Annotated in this window: 11 protein-coding genes; 6 read left to right on the top strand and 5 right to left on the bottom strand. The window is 59.3% G+C overall.

Annotated features, from left to right (window positions below; translation table 11 throughout):
* Positions 1–43: 43 nt before the first annotated feature.
* The 3 genes from HMPREF3135_RS03030 (at position 44) to tatB (ending at position 2441) form a co-directional block, all read left to right on the top strand.
* Complete coding sequence (locus tag HMPREF3135_RS03030) at positions 44–436, top strand: anti-sigma factor family protein (RefSeq protein WP_239271898.1); 393 nt, start codon at positions 44–46, stop codon at positions 434–436.
* A complete protein-coding gene (locus tag HMPREF3135_RS03025) occupies positions 436–1755 on the top strand; it encodes a S1C family serine protease (protein WP_070429356.1) in 1320 nt (439 codons plus the stop codon). Before HMPREF3135_RS03030 ends, HMPREF3135_RS03025 begins: the two co-directional genes overlap by 1 nt.
* 110 nt (positions 1756–1865) lie before the next feature.
* Positions 1866–2441, top strand: a complete 576-nt coding sequence (tatB, locus tag HMPREF3135_RS03020) for a Sec-independent protein translocase protein TatB (RefSeq protein ID WP_070437941.1) — start codon at positions 1866–1868, stop codon at positions 2439–2441.
* A 281-nt stretch (positions 2442–2722) separates the two neighbouring features.
* Here the strand turns inward: tatB and HMPREF3135_RS03015 are convergent, their stop codons facing one another.
* Positions 2723–3856, bottom strand: a complete 1134-nt coding sequence (locus HMPREF3135_RS03015; RefSeq protein WP_038628370.1) for an Mrp/NBP35 family ATP-binding protein — start codon at positions 3854–3856, stop codon at positions 2723–2725.
* Between the two features lie 319 nt (positions 3857–4175).
* On the opposite strand from HMPREF3135_RS03015, the gene HMPREF3135_RS03010 reads away from it, so the two are divergent.
* Complete coding sequence (locus tag HMPREF3135_RS03010) at positions 4176–4658, top strand: YflT domain-containing protein (protein ID WP_038628373.1); 483 nt, start codon at positions 4176–4178, stop codon at positions 4656–4658.
* A 43-nt stretch (positions 4659–4701) separates the two neighbouring features.
* On the opposite strand, the gene HMPREF3135_RS03005 is transcribed toward HMPREF3135_RS03010, so the two are convergent.
* Positions 4702–5925, bottom strand: coding sequence for a magnesium and cobalt transport protein CorA (locus tag HMPREF3135_RS03005; protein ID WP_016422415.1), 1224 nt, complete (start codon positions 5923–5925; stop codon positions 4702–4704).
* 43 nt (positions 5926–5968) lie between these two features.
* Between HMPREF3135_RS03005 and HMPREF3135_RS03000 the strand changes: the two genes are divergently transcribed.
* Positions 5969–6724 carry a type 2 periplasmic-binding domain-containing protein gene (locus HMPREF3135_RS03000; protein WP_069358843.1) on the top strand — a complete coding sequence of 252 codons (756 nt, stop codon included), beginning with the start codon at positions 5969–5971 and terminating at the stop codon, positions 6722–6724.
* Between the two features lie 352 nt (positions 6725–7076).
* Here HMPREF3135_RS03000 and HMPREF3135_RS02995 read toward each other — a convergent pair whose 3' ends face one another.
* The 3 genes from HMPREF3135_RS02995 to HMPREF3135_RS02985 all read right to left on the bottom strand — a co-directional run bounded on the left by HMPREF3135_RS02995 (position 7077) and on the right by HMPREF3135_RS02985 (position 15604).
* On the bottom strand, positions 7077–10745 hold the full coding sequence (locus HMPREF3135_RS02995) for a multifunctional oxoglutarate decarboxylase/oxoglutarate dehydrogenase thiamine pyrophosphate-binding subunit/dihydrolipoyllysine-residue succinyltransferase subunit (RefSeq protein ID WP_038628381.1): 3669 nt from the start codon (positions 10743–10745) through the stop codon (positions 7077–7079).
* A gap of 103 nt (positions 10746–10848) precedes the next feature.
* Positions 10849–14694 carry an ABC transporter ATP-binding protein gene (locus HMPREF3135_RS02990; RefSeq protein ID WP_246818298.1) on the bottom strand — a complete coding sequence of 1282 codons (3846 nt, stop codon included), beginning with the start codon at positions 14692–14694 and terminating at the stop codon, positions 10849–10851.
* 91 nt (positions 14695–14785) lie between these two features.
* Positions 14786–15604 carry a hypothetical protein gene (locus HMPREF3135_RS02985; RefSeq protein ID WP_224783718.1) on the bottom strand — a complete coding sequence of 273 codons (819 nt, stop codon included), beginning with the start codon at positions 15602–15604 and terminating at the stop codon, positions 14786–14788.
* 186 nt (positions 15605–15790) lie between these two features.
* Here HMPREF3135_RS02985 and HMPREF3135_RS02980 point away from each other — a divergent pair, with 186 nt between their 5' ends.
* Entirely contained in the window at positions 15791–16603 is an 813-nt protein-coding gene (locus HMPREF3135_RS02980) for a (2Fe-2S)-binding protein (protein ID WP_038628390.1), read from the top strand.
* Positions 16604–16671 lie beyond the last annotated feature (68 nt).

Raw genomic sequence — 16671 nt, 5'->3', positions numbered from 1 at the left:
CACTCAATCCGCGGGAGCGGCTATTGTGGGGCTAGTTAAATAGGTGCGATTTCTGGAGGTGCTGCAGTCTGTGATTCAGCAGGGCGATGACAAGCGTTTTTTGTCAACGGAGCATCTCGGCACCGAGGCGATTGCCGCTTTTGTTGACGGCGAGTTGTCGGTCGTAGCTGAGCGTCGTGCGCAGGCGCACCTGATGGCATGCCCGGAGTGTCGCCGGGAGGTCGCGAAGCAGCGGCAGGCAGCCAAGCGTCTGCGTGATAGTGCGCCCTTGCACATTCCAGCTGAGCTGCGCGCTCGTATTGCTGATTTCGCAGGCAGTTGCGAGGACTCAGAGCCCCATCGGTCGGCGCGGCATCTCACGCACCGTCCGCCGGAGTCGCTGAGTGCCGCGTTGGAGCAGATCGTTCGCGGTTTTCGTAAAGGTGGTAGTCACTAGTGGGCAAACATCGCTCTTTCGATGATTCCGCGTTCGCCCCGGACTCCGATCGTGCCGCCGCAACTGGCGGGTTACAGCGTGCTCCAGGGCAGAAGCTTGACGACGACACAAGTGCGACCGCCCAAGAGTATTCGCCGTGGCAGGATTCGTCGTCACGCATGACGACGGGGCGTCCAGCCCGCAAACCCGAAGCGAAAAAGAAGCCTCGCCCGAAGACGGCTCCCCGCGTCAGCGCGCGGGAAGTGATTTTTGGCCGCGAGGTGCCGTGGCGTGTGATTGCGGCATCGTCGGCCGTGGTGCTGCTCATTGGCGGTGTTGGCGGCTTTGTTGGAGGTTGGGCTGGCAAGTCTTTCCGCTCGGACTACCAGCGTGTGGAGCTGCAGCAGATCGAGGGGCGGCCGGGCAACGGTGATTTGACTGAAATCGGCAAGGTGGCGGAGGCTCTTCGTCCCGCGGTGGTGTCGATTGCGGTCAGTGCCGGTGAGGTCTCGGGCGTGGGCTCGGGGTTTGTCATTGATGGTGACGGTCATATTTTGACGAATAACCACGTCGTTTCGGCGGTGGCGGACCGGCAGGATATGCAGGTCTCCGTAACGTTTTGGGACGGCGGAAAGCTGAAGGAAGTGCCGGCCAAGATTATTGGCCGCGACCCGAAGACCGACCTCGCTGTGATTAAGGTCGAAGATGTTGCGGGGCTGACTGTGGCGCAGCTTGGTGATTCCAACGCGGTTGCGGTCGGTGACACAGTGATTGCGATGGGCTCGCCGCAGGGGCTTGGCGGCACGGTGACCTCGGGCATTGTCTCGGCGCTCAATCGCCCGGTGCGCCTGGCTGCTGAGGGGACCGACACGGACGGTTACGCCGATGCGATTCAGACCGATGCCTCCATCAACCCGGGTAACTCGGGTGGTCCACTGGTGGATATCCGCGGTGCCATTATCGGTATTAATACGGTGATTTTCAGTAGTTCGGGTGGCTCACAGGGGTTGGGCTTTGCGATTCCAATCAATTCAGCCGTTGCCATCGCGGAGCAGCTCATCGCCGGTGAGCAGCCGGTTCATCCGGGGATTGGCGTGACAGCGCGCACGGTTTCCAATGGCGCACTGACTGGTGCCGAGATTGCCAGCATCCTGCCGGGAGGCGTTGCCGACCGGGAAGGCCTGCAGGAAGGCGATGTGATTACGGCTGTGGGAGACCGCGCGGTATCGTCCGCAGATGAGCTCACGGTGGCGCTGTGGACTGTTGGCGCTGGTAATGAGGCGGTATTGAAGATCGTTCGCCACGGAGCCGAGCTGGAGGCGAAGATCACGCCGGAGTAGGGGGCGCTGGTTTCGGCCGGTTTCGGCTGGTTTCTGCGGACTTAGCAGATTTGGTGGATTTGGCCACGCAATGCTGCATGCGAGGTGCACTGTAACTAAGGTGGTATAACGTGTTTTCTAATGTTGGCTGGGGCGAGATTCTTGTCCTCTTTATCCTCGGACTAATTCTCATCGGACCTGAGCGGTTGCCGAAGGTAATTGAGGACGTCCGCGCATTGCTCTTGGCTGCGCGCACCGCAATCAATGACGCACGCGATAACCTCTCGGACGAGTTCGGCGAAGACTTCGACGATCTTCGCAAGCCGCTGCAGGAGCTCAACGATCTCCGTCGTCTCAACCCGAAGACCGCCATCACCAGGACGCTTTTCGACGGCGATGACACCTACCTGGACATGCTCTCCGGTAAGCCCGCAGCGGGTGGTGGCGGAACTGGTGCAGCCGGAGCTGCAGGAGCGGCAGGAGCGGCCGGGCCTGCGGGTCAGCAGTACCAGCAGTCCAATACGAACCAGCCAGTGCAGCCGGCTCCGTCGCAGCAGCCAGCCCCGCAGCCAGCCCAGCAGCCGGGAACGTGGCAGGATCCAGTTGCCCAGGCCCGCCAACAGCAAGCGCAACAAACACCACAGCAACCGCAACAACCTCAGCAGCCCCGTGGGGTGCAGGCCTGGGTCGACGACGACAACCTATAGAGGTTGCAAACCGTTCCCGACCGCAAGTTACTGACTAGGTTTATGACACTTTGAGCACAAATTTTGCCACGAAACTGTCATAAACCTAGTCAGTAAGTGCACGCAGCCGCGTCGGTGGATACACCGCCCGCAAACCCCGGACCACCGACAACACTTACACCGCCGAAAACCCCCAAACCACATACGCCCCAGACACTGCAGCCACAATGAGCAAAGGCCCCCTTCCCGGCACTGAAAATACCGGGGAGGGGGCGTCGCTATGATCGTCGTAAAGCGAAGGACTACTTCGGCGTCACGCCCAAGCCTAGCGACTTGCCTGCGAGCGACTCGCGACGAACAACCAGCTTGTCGGCGATAGCGTTCAGGGCCTCGCCCGCGCCCGAATCCGGCTTGGATAGGACAATCGGGGTGCCCTTGTCGCCACCCTCGCGGAGTTCGGTGTCCAGTGGCACCTGGCCGAGCAGCTCGACCTTTCCTCCGGTGATCTGGGTAAGACGACGGGCAACGGTCTCGCCGCCGCCTGTGCCGAAGACTTCCATCTTGGAGCCGTCGGGCATTTCCATCCAGCTCATGTTCTCAATGACACCGGCGATCCGCTGGCGGGTCTGCAGCGAGATGGTGCCGGCACGCTCGGCAACTTCGGCGGCGGCCATCTGCGGGGTAGTAACAATCACTAGCTCAGCGTTCGGCACGAGCTGCGCCACGGAGATGGCGATGTCGCCGGTTCCCGGGGGCAGGTCGAAAAGCAGGACGTCCAAGTCGCCCCAGAACACGTCCGCGAGGAACTGCTGGATAGCGCGGTGCAGCATTGGCCCACGCCAGACAACCGGTGCGTTGTCGTCGACGAAGTGTCCGATAGAAATCAGCGACACGTCGTGTGCCTGCGGAGGCATAATCATGTCGTCGACCTGGTGCGGCTTTTCCTCGGAGCCCATCATGTGCGGGATGGAGTGGCCGTAGACATCGGCATCGAGCACACCGACAGATAGACCCTTCGCAGCCAGCGCGGCAGCGAGGTTCACGGTCACAGAGGACTTACCAACGCCACCCTTACCGGAGGCGACGGCGAACACGCGGGTGCGGGAGTCCGGCTGGGCGAATGGGATCACCGGCTCGGAGGCGGTGCCGCGGACGGCGTTGCGGAACTCGCGGCGCTGCTCGTCATTCATCACATCGGTGGTGACGGTGACGTTGCCAACGCCCTCGATACCGTTGAGCGCATCTTCGGTGCGCTCGATGATGGTGTTTTTCATGGGGCAACCGGCGATGGTGAGGTAAATCTCCACGGCCACGTCGTTGTTGTCCGCCACCGAGATGGACTTGACCATGCCAATCTCGGTAATCGGGCGACGTACCTCAGGATCTTCGACCTGCGCCAGGGCGGTGCGAACTTCAGCTTCAGTAATCGTAGACATTATGTAGTGAATCTTATCGTGAGACCCCGTAAGACAAAGAACTACTGACAAAATCAGCAGTTTTCCGCTTTACGACGGTCACAGCGCCCAACCCTTCCGACAAGCGCGGTGGCGGTGGAATGGGTGGTGGGCCAGACGGTGGAACAATTGGAAACTGTCAGGCGTTGTCCTTGATAGAACGCTTTTTAGCGATAGTTTTAGCAATATTTTCAGCAACTGAGTCACCAATTGCTGTGACAACAACTGCAAGGGAACGGTGAAAGTACCGATGGCAAATGGGGAAGCGAACAGCGGTTGGGGGAGCGGCCGGAAACAGAGCATGAAGTCCCGGTTGCCTCAGCGGCAGGTGCCCGAGGGGTGGCCGGTGGGTAGCTTCACCAACTACGCCGATGCCCAGGCTGCGGTTGATTCGCTCAGTGATCGCGATGAGTTCCCGGTTTCCGACCTCACCATCGTCGGCGTTGACCTGATGCAGGTGGAGCGCGTGGTAGGTCGGTTGACCTGGCCGAAAGTGCTCGGTGGTGGCGCGCTGTACGGCCTATGGATGGGCCTGTTCTTCGGCCTGATTCTGGGGCTTTTCCAGGAAGATTGGGTTAGCCCGTTGATTGTTGGCCTCGGGATGGGCGCCATCTTTGGCATCGTGCTGGCGGCAGTCCCATACGCCATGCAAAACGGCAAGCGGGATTTCTCCACCACCACGGAGATTGTTGCTCGTCGCTACGATGTTTTGTGCAATCCCCGCAATGCCGAGCGTGCTCGCGACCTGTTGGCGCAGCGGGCTCTCGGTGGGAACCGCGGGTAGGTTGCTGTATCCGTCGTAAAGCGATGCCTGCCAGAAGCAGAGCCTATAGCCACTTGTTGCGGCGCAGGACCCACACCAAAAACGCCACGATGGCGAACATGATGGCGAGGACGATGAAGTAGCCGTACTCCCAGTGCAGCTCGGGCATGTGGTCAAAGTTCATGCCGTAGATGCCGGCCAGGGCGGTCGGGACGGCGAGAATAGCCGCGTACGCCGAGATGGTACGCATATCCTGGTTCTGCTGCAGCTGGATTTTCACGGCGGCGGCGTCGATGAGGGCGGAGAGTCGTTCGTCGAGTCCGGAGACGAGGTCCGCGGCGGCGAGCTGGTGGTCGAGAACATCGGAAAGATAACGGCTGACGTCCTTAGGCATGATGTCTTCCCGCAGATTCATCAGGGAGCGCAGTGCCGGTGTCAGCGGATCGATCGCGTGGCGCATTTCCAGAATCTCTCGTTTGAGGATGTAAATGTCCTCAATATCCGAATCCAAGTTCGGCTCGAAGACTTCGTCTTCCATGATCTCCACGCGATCTTCCAGCTGCATCGCGATGCGCAGGTACGCATCGACGAGATTGTCCGTCAGCGCCCACAGCACGCCCGCGGGGCCGTAGTCGATGGCGTCGGTGGTGTTCTCCACGCGTGCGCTAATGCGCTGCATATCCGAGCTCGGCATGCCCATGCGAATGGTGATGACGTACTCCGGGCCGATAACAATCATCAGCTGGCCGGAGCGAATAATCTCATTTTCGTCATCCGCGAGGCCTTCCGGGGAGTAATGAATCGAGCGAATTACAAAAACCACGTGATCATCGTGGATCTCAATCTTGGGACGCTGGCGGTTAGTCAGTGCGTCCTCCACCGTCAGCTCATCCAGCCCGTAAAGCTCGGCGATGGCGTCCATCTGTGTCGCGTTGGGACGCGACAATGACAGCCACGTGAAGCCCTCGCCAAAATTCCGTACCTCGGACAGCCCGGAGAAGTGGTCGTAGGTGCCGGGCAACCGCTTGCCGCCGATGTAGACGCCGCAATCGCGCAGGGCATCGCGCACCGCCCTCGACTGTCCTGTTCCTGTGCTTGACGACGAGCCGTTGGTGCGCGTCACCTTCGAGACAGCCGACTTCGCTGCGGATTTAGCCGCATTCGTCGCCCGAGCGGTTTTACCGGGTTTTGCTGTGGCCGACGGTTTTTGGCTTTGACTGGCCGAGCTAGTTCGCGGATTGCGAGCCTTCGCCGAAGCGCTGATGTTGCGGCTTTTCTCTTCGCCCATTCTGGGTGACCTCACAATCCGTTCGTAGGTTACGCTGGTGTCGATGATTGATTTTAGACGTGCGAACGCCGGGTTCCACTTTCGCATCCGCTCAATGGGGTGCAAGGGTAGCTCCACGGCTACTGCGTGCACTTTTACCGCCCTGGCATTGGTCACTGGGGCGACGGGGTTCGGTCTTGCCGCATGTTCTGATTTGGATCCGCAGATGCCCGTTCCTCCCGAGCAGGAGGCGGTAGTGACTGTCGGGGCAGACCTACGCAACCCTGAGCAAGCAGCTCTTGCGTACGTGTATGCGCAAAGCTTCGAGAGAATAGGGCGGCAAGCGGAGGTCGTCGGCATTCGCAATGCTGACGACCGGTTGCGGGCCGTACGCAATGAAGCGGTCCTGGTCTCCTTCGGATGCACAGGTGAGCTACTCGGCCTGAGCGACCCTGCGTCGGCGGCTTCACTGGCGGAGGAATACGCCGACGACTCCACCCCGGACAAGCAGTTCAGCGGAGAGTGGCGCGACCGCGTGTACGACGCATTTTCGCGGTCGCTGCCGGGCGAAGTAATGGCCACCGACGCGGGCATGGCACAGGGCTGCGCGGATCTGTCAGCTGACAATGCTGGGGCTGACTTGCCGCAATGGCTTGTGCCTTTCTACGTCAAGCCAGCGCTGGACCGAGATGATCGAGTCCGCGTGCTCAATGAGATAGCGGGTTCGCTGAGCACTGAGGACTTAAAGCTGATGACCCGGGCTGTGGCTGGTGGCGCCAGCCCTGAGTTGGTCGCTCAGGAGTGGCTGGATAAGGCGTAGTCGGGGTGGCGGGGGCTAGTTGTGGCGGTATCGGACGTGTATCTGCTGTTGGCTGCCGCCAAGTTTGTTGATTAACCCATGAATGCGGGCTGCAAATGTGAAACTGTGCGAGTTTATGACACTTTCATGCCATTTTTCGGGACATTTTTGTCATAAACGTAGTCAGTAACTCGCATTGAGGACTAAGTAGTAAATGGTGCCGACCCGGTGGCACGCCGACCGGACACGCTTTTTGACTATTCGCCCTTGATGCCTGGCAACGATCGCCCAAGCAACAGGAAAGGGGCTCCAACCGAACGGTTGGAGCCCCTTAGCGTTTACACGCCAACTGGCGAAGACCAGTCAATGAGACCTACTTAAGAGCCTCTTCCAGAAGAGCCTTCTCCTCAATCTGGTGGACCTTGGCCACACCAGTTGCGGTGGAGGACTGCGCACGGCGGGAAACGCGAGTCAGCTTCGGCATATCCGGCAGAGCCTCTGGGAGGTTCAGTGCCAGGAATGGCCATGGGCCCTGGTTAGCCGGCTCATCCTGGACCCAGCGGACTTCCTCAAGATCCGGGTAAGACTCGAAGAGGTCGCGGAGACGGTTGTGCGGCAACGGGTGCAGCATCTCCAGGCGAGCGATTGCGATGTCGTCGCGCTTGTCCTTCTTGCGCTTCTTCTCCAGCTCCCAGTAGATCTTGCCGGAGCAGAGCAGCAAGGTCTTGATGCCGGACTTGCCCTTAGACTCGAAGTTCGGGTCATCGATGACCGAGCGGAACTTGTTCGGGTTGGTGAAGTCCTCGACAGCGGACGCTGCCATCTTGTTGCGCAGCATCGACTTCGGAGAGAACACAACCAGCGGACGGTGCAGGTCGGACAGGACGTGGCGACGCAGCAGGTGGAAGTAGTTAGCCGGCTCGGACGGCTGAGCAACGGTGTAGGAACCCTCGGCTGCGAGCTGCAGGAAGCGCTCGATACGTGCCGAAGAGTGGTCCGGGCCCATGCCCTCGTAGCCGTGCGGAAGCAGCAGAATCAGCTTGGAGGTCTGACCCCACTTAGCCTCGCCCGAGGAAACGTACTGGTCAATAGTGGTCTGAGCGCCGTTGGCGAAGTCACCGAACTGTGCCTCCCAGAACACTGCTGCATCCGGGTTACCCAGGGTGTAGCCGTATTCGAAGCCCATGCCTGCGTACTCGGTCAGAGCCGAGTTGTAGATCATGAAGCGGCCACCGTTCTTGGACTTACCGTAGGCGTCGATCGGGTTGTATTCCGAACCGTCCTCGGAGTCAATCAGAACTGCATGGCGAGAGGTAAAGGTACCGCGGCGGACATCCTCACCTGCGAAGCGGACGTCGATGCCAGCACCGGTGAAGGAGCCGATTGCCAGCAGCTCGGCCATACCCCAGTCGATGCCACCTTCCTGAGTCATCTCCGCGCGCTTCTTAGCGACCGGCGCAACACGCGGGTGAATCTTGAAGCCCTCAGGGAGGTTGACGTAAGACTGACCAATCTCGACGATTTCAGCCTTCTCGATACCGGTCTTGAGGCCATGCGGCAGCGGCTGAGAACCGGCGATACCGGTCTGCTCGCCCGGCTTTGCGTCCTGAGCTGCGCGGACCTCGTTGAAGACAGCTTCCATCTGGTCGTGGAAGTCTCGGCGTACTGCTTCGTACTCTTCCTCGGAAATATCACCGCGACCGATGAGGTCCTCGGTGTACTGAGCGCGAACGCTTTCCTTCTCGTCGATGATCTTGTACATCATCGGCTGAGTCATGGACGGGTCATCGGCCTCGTTGTGGCCGCGCTTGCGGTAGCAGACCAGGTCGATGAAGACGTCCTTGCCATAGCGGTTACGGTACTCAACAGCCAGCTGGCCGACCCAGACGACAGCCTCCGGGTCGTCACCGTTGACGTGGAAGACCGGGCAGCCGTATGCCTTGGCAATGTCGGTTGCGTAGTAGGAGGAGCGACCGGAGTCCGGTGAAGTGGTGAAGCCAATCTGGTTGTTCACCACGATGTGGACGGTACCGCCGACCTTGTAACCACGCAGGGACATGAGGTTCAGGGTCTCCTGGACAATGCCCAGGCCGGCGAAGGAAGCGTCACCGTGCAGCAGCAGCGGCATGACGGAGTAGCCCTCTTCGCCCTTGTTGATCTTGTCCTGGCGTGCACGAGCAAGACCCTCAACGACCGGGTTGACGGCTTCGAGGTGGGACGGGTTCGCAGTCAGGGTGACGTCGATCTCGCCCTCGCCGAACATCTGGATGTGACGACCAGTAGTGCCCAGGTGGTACTTGACGTCACCAGAACCGCCGACCTGTGCCGGGTCGATGTTGCCCTCGAACTCGGTGAAGATCTGGCGCAGTGGCTTGCCGACGATGTTTGCGAGCACATTCAGTCGACCGCGGTGTGGCATACCGATGACGACCTCATCCAGGCCAGCACCAGCAGCGGTATCGATGGCGGAGTCCATCAGCGGAATCAGCGACTCTGCACCCTCAAGGGAGAAGCGCTTCTGCCCGACGTACTTGGTCTGCAGGAAGTTCTCGAATGCCTCAGCTGCGTTCAGTTTCTGCAGGATGTACTTCTGCTCAGCGTGGGACGGCTTCGGCTGGCCGCCCTCAAGGCGCTCTTCCAACCACTCGCGCTCTTCGCGGTCGAGAATGTGAGCGTACTCGGAACCGACCTTGAGGCAGTATGCGTTGCGCAGCCGAGAAAGCACCTCGCGCAGCGTCATCGTCTCCTTGCCGCCGAAACCACCGACGTTGAAGGTGCGGTCCAGATCCCACAGGGTCAGACCGTGCTCCTCGATATCGAGGTCAGCATGGTTCGGAGCGGAAGTATTCGGCTGGTCAGAACGCAGCGGGTCGATGTCAGCCAACAGGTGACCGCGGGAGCGGTAGGCCTCAATCAGACGCATAACGCGGGTGTTCTTGTCGATACCCGTGTTCGGCAGGTCCTGTGCCCAACGGATTGGGGTGTACGGGACGCGCATGGTCTGGAAGATGTGGTCCCAGAACTTGTCGTCGACGAGCAGGTTGCTCATCGTACGCAGGAACTCACCGGACTCTGCACCCTGGATGATGCGGTGGTCGTAAGTAGAGGTGATGGTCACCAGCTTGCCGATGCCCATCTCTGCCAGACGGTCAGCGGAAGCACCGGCGAACTCAGCCGGGTAATCCATGGAACCGACACCGATAATCGCGCCCTGGCCCTTGGTCAGGCGCGGGACGGAGTGGCGGGTACCGATGCCGCCCGGGTTGGTCAGGGAAATGGTGACACCCTGGAAGTCCTTGCCGGTCAGCTTGCCGTGGCGAGCACGAACGACGATGTCCTCGTAGGCGTCGACGAACTGCTTGAAGGTCAGGGTCTCACACTCACGGATAGCGGCAACTACGAGAGAACGAGAGCCATCCTTAGCTGGCATATCAATGGCCAGGCCGAGGTTAATGTGTTCCGGGGTAACCAGAACTGGCTTGCCGTCAACCACCTTGTAGTTGTTGTTCATGTCCGGGTGGAGCATGACAGCCTTCACCATGGCGTAACCAATGATGTGGGTGAAGGAAATCTTGCCGCCGCGGGCGCGTGCCAGATGATTGTTAACCAGAGTGCGGTTTTCAAACATCAGACGTGCCGGCATATCGCGAACCGACGTAGCAGTCGGCATCTCCAGGGAGACATCCATGTTCTTAGCGATAGCCCGTGCGACGCCCTTCAGAGGCTCCTCGCCGGATTCAACAGCCGAAACCTTGGCTGCTGCATCCATCGGGGACTTCTTCGGCTTCGGAGACGACGGCTTGTTCGGGGTCTTGGTTGGTTCGACCCCCTTGGACTCACGACGTCCGGTTGCCTTTGCTTCCTCCTTCGTGGCTGCTGCGGGCTTTGCCATGTTGGAAAGGTCCTCGCCCTTTTGGGACGGGGTGTGGGTTGCGAAGAATTCGCGCCATTCCTGACCCACAGACTGTGGATCCTTCTGGAATTGCTGGTACATCTCGTCGACCAGCCATTCGTTCTGGCCGAAGCTCATGTCGCTGCTCACGGCAGGTACTCGCCTCTTTTCGTCTTAGTTTTACTAACTCACGTTTATTCTAATGAGCGCAAGCGTCAAAGTGTCATTCAAGGATAACGAAAATTCTGAATTACTACACCGTCGCGCTCCCCATATGGTACTTGCTCCAGAGCTCTGCGTATTGGCCACCCGCCGCGAGAAGCTCGTCATGGGAGCCGTCCTCGACAATACGCCCGTGGTCAAGTACCAAAATCCGGTTGGCCCGAGCAGCCGTAGCCAGGCGGTGGGCCACAATAATTGCCGAGCGTTGACGCGACGCACGGTCAGTGGCTTCGAGGATTGCCGACTCTGTTGCAGGGTCGAGTGTCGCGGTGGCCTCGTCGAGAAGCAGCAGTTCAGGACGCATCATTTCGGCACGAGCGAGTGCGATGAGTTGACGCTGTCCGGAGGAGAGCCCTCGGCCATCTGGGCCGACGGGGTGGTGGAAGCCACCGGGCAGGCTGGCAATGGTGCTGAGAGCGCCGACATTCTTCGCGGCTTGCTGGATTTCAGCATGACTGCTGTCCGGCAGACCGTAGGAAATATTTGTTGCTACTGTCCCCGAAAATAGGTGTGATTCTTGGGGGACATAGCCGAGGGGGCGTCGCCAATCGTTAAGAGGGAAGTCGCGGATGTCAGTTTCAGAGGCTCGCACCACACCGTCAACTGGATCGTAAAAACGGGCAAACAACTTAATGATTGTTGATTTTCCGGCACCGGTGGACCCGACAATTGCGACTGTTTCTCCGGCAGGAATCTGCAAATCGAGAGCATCGAGGACCTGCGGGCGTTCGTGCTCAGAGTTGGCGGCGGGGTAGGAGAAAGTCACCTTGTCTAAGCGCAGGTCGCCAGCGGCTGCACGGGACGCGCCGTCAGTAGTGCCGTAATCTGGCATGGGGGCGGTCTGTAGGAGGTCACCAATGCGATTGAGACCGACCTTCGCCTGCTGGTAGCCGTCGAAAACATGGGACAGCTGCTGAATCGGGCCAAAGAGCATTCCCAGGTATAGCGTGAAGGCGACGAGTACGCCGGGCGTCGTAGTTCCCGCAGCAACCTGTTGGGCGCCGACAGCCAACACCGCAGCTGTTGCCAACTCAGAGACGAAGTTGATGCCGGGGAAGAATAAGGCCACGGCCAGCTGTGCTCGCTGACGAATTGCGCGATACTTATCGGATTCCTCGGCAAAGGAAGATTCGATATCGGCGACGCGGTGGTACATCTGAATCTCGCGAAGCCCACCAATGGTCTCCTGGAAATCAGCGTTGACCAAGGAAAGTTGCTCGCGTGCAGCCTTGTATAGGCGCGAGGAGATTCGGCGGAATACCAGGGTGGCCGCCACAATGATGGGAAGCGTCGCCAACGCCACCGCGGCGAGTGACACCTGTGTGGCAAGCAACAGCACTGAGACACCGAGCAGAGTGAACGTGGCAATCGCGCCCTCTGCCAATCCCGTTTGTAGGAACGACGACAGCGCGTCGATGTCGGTTGTCATCCTCGTCATGATGGCACCCGAGCGATTGGCCTCGAAGTAGTTAATGCCAAGCGACTGCAGGTGACGGTAGCAGCGCACACGCAGGGCATAGAGCAGCCGCTCACCAGTACGCGCAGTAATAACAGCATTTGTGGCTACGGCAATCCAGCTGATGAGGACTGTCGCCAAACCGCCTGCGGCGCAGGCCCACAACACGGCTTCATTGTGCTCACGGATGCCGTGGTCAATGGCGTAGCGCACGAGCATGGGGAACGCGAGATCGGCAACGGCAATGAGGGCGAGCAGCGCAATGACGCTTATAAATAGGCCGCGGACGTAGGAGAGCAGCCGGCGCAGAGAAAAAGGCTCGGAGTTGTCGAGTGCTCGAGCTGGTACACGCGGTTTTTCGCTAGCGGGTGGGAGGTTTCGCACACGCTCGAGAAGCTCTGGCGTCGCAGGAGCATTGGCGAGAGCCGCCCCCATGCCGCCACGCCCGCCGCCGCGGCCACCGGGACCACCAGGGCCACCGGGTCCACCTGGACCGCCTCCGGCTCGGCCAGCCCCGCGGGCCATTTGAGAAGTGGCGCCTCCGGGAAGCCGCGCAGAGGTGTCTGACGTGGAGTCGTCGGAGGTTGGTGCGGATTCGTCGGGCCAGAGTTCCTCGGGGCTGGGGTCCTCACTGTCGATGGGGTCGAGAACGAGGTTTTCGATTTCGGGGTAGGCACTCTGGTCGATGTCCATCAGCTCGGTGAAGCGCGGATGAGAAGTAATCAGTTCGGCCTTGGTTCCAATGCCGGTGAGGGCACCGTCTTCGAAAATGGCGATGTGGTCCGCCTGCTCGAGAGTGGAAGATCGATGCGCCACGATGACGATAGTCGTATCCGCCAGCTGTGAGGTCAGCGCGTTGAAGATTTCCAACTCAGTTGCAGCATCGATTGCTGAGGTTGCGTCATCGAGAACCAAAACTCGAGGAAGGGCGAGGAATGCCCGTGCTAATGCCACGCGTTGAGCTTGTCCGCCGGAGAGATTATGCCCGTGCTCGCCGATGGCTGTGTCCCACCCCTGAGGCAGGTCGTCGACGAAGTTGACCTGGGCGGCGGTCGCTGCGGCGATAATCTCTTCCTGGGACGCCGCGGGATTGGCGAATGCAATGTTCTCACGCAACGTGCCCGCAAATAAATAAGGAGTGTCCGGAACGACAGTAATAGCGTCATATACGTCGCTGGAGAGAGTGCGCGCGGTATCTGTGGATGTGCCGTGGCTGGGCGCATCGATAGTGATAGTTCCCGAATCCGGCAGATAGTGACGGCCGAGTAACTCCGTGGCGATAGTCTTTCCGGACCCCGGTGGGCCAATCAACGCTAAGGTCGCCCCTGGCGCGACGGAGAATGAGACATCGTCGATAAGCGTGCGTCCGCCACGGCTGTGGGTGACGTGGTTGAAGCTGATGCCAACGGGGCCGTCGGGGAGAGGAAGCGCGTCGGTGGGTTCGGGGTTGTCTGGTCGGGCGTCGATGACATCGGAAATGCGGTCGATGCTTGCCGACGTCAGCTGTATCGAGATGACCATGTTGGAGACCAGACGCGACAGGGCAGTCAGGCTGGTGAGATACGTGGCAAAAGCTACGAACGTGCCTAGGGTGATGTGTCCGTGAATCGCTAGCCAGCCACCGACCGCGATATTTCCGACGAGGGACAGTTGCGGCAACGACTGCAGCGCCGGTTGGAATCGAGCGCTGAGTTTTGCCGCTCGCAGGCGGAGGGAATAGAGCAGAGACGAGTTACGCTCCATCTTCACAACTTCGTTGTCACCCTGCGCAAACGCCTTGACAACACGGATGCCGGAAACGGTTTCCTCGACTTGTCCGGCAATCTCGCCTGCTTGCTGTTGGGCAGCCCAGGTTGCGGCATGGAGTTTGTCACGCGAATTCACTGCAATGTAGACAATCGCTGGCACCACGGCGAGGCCGACCAGTGTCAGGGGCAGCGAGAGGGCGAGCATGATGCCGATAGTGATGAATAGCTTGACGACGGACCCCAGCGTCAACGGCAGCATCGCCAGTAGTCCGGACACAGCCTGGAGGTCGGAAATTGACCGTGACACAACCTGGCCGGTGTTGACTCGGTCTTGTGCTGGACCATCGAGGTTTTGTAGGGAGCGAAGGATTTTTAGTCGCAGGTCGTGCTGAACATCAATGGAGAGTTTGCCGGAGAAGAATCTGCGCCCCACCTGGGCGATGAAGCGTACTAACGCGATGGCCAGAAATACGGAAATGACTGCCTGCAGGGGAGTTAGGGACGGCAGCAGGCGCGCGGGGACACCGCCATCGGACGAGCCCGTTGCTACATCAATGGCATCTCTAGTGAGAAGCGGAAGTACGGACTCCACCCCGACAACGATTAGCGCTGCAACAACGACACCATAGAGCGGTAGTGGCCTGTGAAGAGACTGTTTCCACAAGAACTTCATAGGAGAGGTTCTGCGGGGTTTGCTCTGGGCCATGGTGGGTACCGCTCTTCCATTGAAAAACGTCGCTGAAGGGTAATCGGAGTAAGAGGAACTACTTATTCTTCTTTTTCTTCGGCCACTTCAGCGCCGAGGGAATCGAGAACCTCGATGACTTTGAGTCCTTCTTCGAGTCTTCAGAGGTGTTGGATTTAGCCGGTAGCTTTCGTTCAAAGTCCGACCAATCCTGGGGAAGTGGGCCCAGAGATGCGCGAGTGGAGCTGATAAGAATGCCACCGAGCTTGCGGTTTGCGGAGGCCCCAACCACGGCGCCAATTCCAAATGGCAAAATCTTACCGATGATGGCCAGACGAGCGTTCTTCATCAAGCGCTTGCGTGCCTCGCGAATTAGCAGACGGTTTGCTGCACCCAGCTGCGGAACGCCAAGCCGTGGCAGTAGGGAATTCACGGAAGTTTTGGTCTGCTTCCGCAGCGATTCCTCGCCAAGCAGGGAGGCCATAATAGCTGTCCCTTCAGAACCGCTCATGGCCGCAAGAATCAGCGTGCGACGGCGTTGTGGATCGGTGATGTCAATATTGCGCAGGGTTGCTGAGGCCAGTGTGTACCAGGCGGATGCTTCCAGGAACAGCAGCGATTCACCGGTAACTGCAGCCAAGCCCGTAATCATGCCGACGCCGGGAAGAACCGCGCTGCCCCCAGCTGCACCACCGGTGCCGGTGACCAGGTTCAGGTAGTGGGAATCAATACGTTCCTGTACCTGCGCCGGAGTTTCATCTTTTTTGCGCTTGTGCAGGGAACTGACGTACCCGGTGATGGCAGATGACTGCCAGCTCATGGTCTTATCCAGGGTTTGGATAAGAAGGGTTCCCAGTTTTCCGGCATCACGTTCAATCGCTTCGGGGGTTGAGTTCACTGCATCAGTTACTGTGCGAGTTGAATCCTTCTTCGTCTTTTGGAACAAAGTAGTAGACCTCCTAAACGGGTCCGTTGAGAGCCATATGCCCATATAAACACTACTGAGCTGTGGGGAAATTCCGTAGTCGGTGGAAAAATAGACAGGTGTACGGCGATTAAAACAGTTGATAGAAGGACGAGACTGGTGAACGATGTCATGCGGGGTGCCGCATTGCCTCCCGAGTACTCCCAGCTTTTGGCGGACTTTCCTCGGTTTTCCGCAGATGTCATTCCTCACGACGGTGCTGCGGATTGGCACCTTTCAACCGAAGCTGTAGCTGCCGGAATTGAGGCCGGGAGAAAGCTGTTTCCCATGCCTGAGGTTGCGGGCGATACCCGTTTCCAAGCGCAGTTGTGGTGGTGGTCCATGTGCGGAGCATTGGTGGGGCCATCGCTGGCATGCGTGTTGGTTTCCGATCGAGTTCCAGTGTGGCAGTGGTCTTCTTGGTTCACATTTCTCCGAGATGACTATTGGGTTGGGTTCCAAGCTCAACAGTTTGAAAGCATTTCTGCTGAGGATGCGGATGAGCTGAAGGATTCCGGCGAAGCACTGGCCCATTTCTTGGAGCCGTTGGCTCAGGTTGTTGGAGAAGTCGGGGAAATCAAGCCTGCTCCTCTTTGGGCCGTGGCTGCCGATGCCGTAGCTAATGCCGCAATATCCGCCGGTAATGAGCTGATGGAGCCCTGGCGCGGAGCGCTTATTGGCAAACATGTCGTTGAGGGAATACAGCGAGTACATCGGGTTCCTCTTCCTCGTTTCATGGATTCCTGTGGAGGCGAGGTGCGCCCCTGGGACGAAGCCGCCGCGGAATCGGGAGAAGAACCGGACTTCGATGTAGTTACTCACCTGGAGAGAGCTACTTGCTGCATGATTTATCACAGCCCAGACGCCGATCTGTGTGTCTCGTGTCCGAAACGTTCGCGTGAGGAACGCCATCAACTCTGGGCACGCTACTGAGCGCTCTGTTTTCGAGAATCGACAGCTGGCGGCCTGTCCCTCAACCGGCCGCGTTGGCGGCTTTGATG

The organism is Corynebacterium sp. HMSC14H10, assembly GCF_001807105.1.
GTDB lineage: Bacteria > Actinomycetota > Actinomycetes > Mycobacteriales > Mycobacteriaceae > Corynebacterium > Corynebacterium jeikeium_D.
The sequence above is the reverse complement of the archived record's forward strand: the minus strand, read 5'-3'. Positions and strand labels throughout refer to the sequence as shown.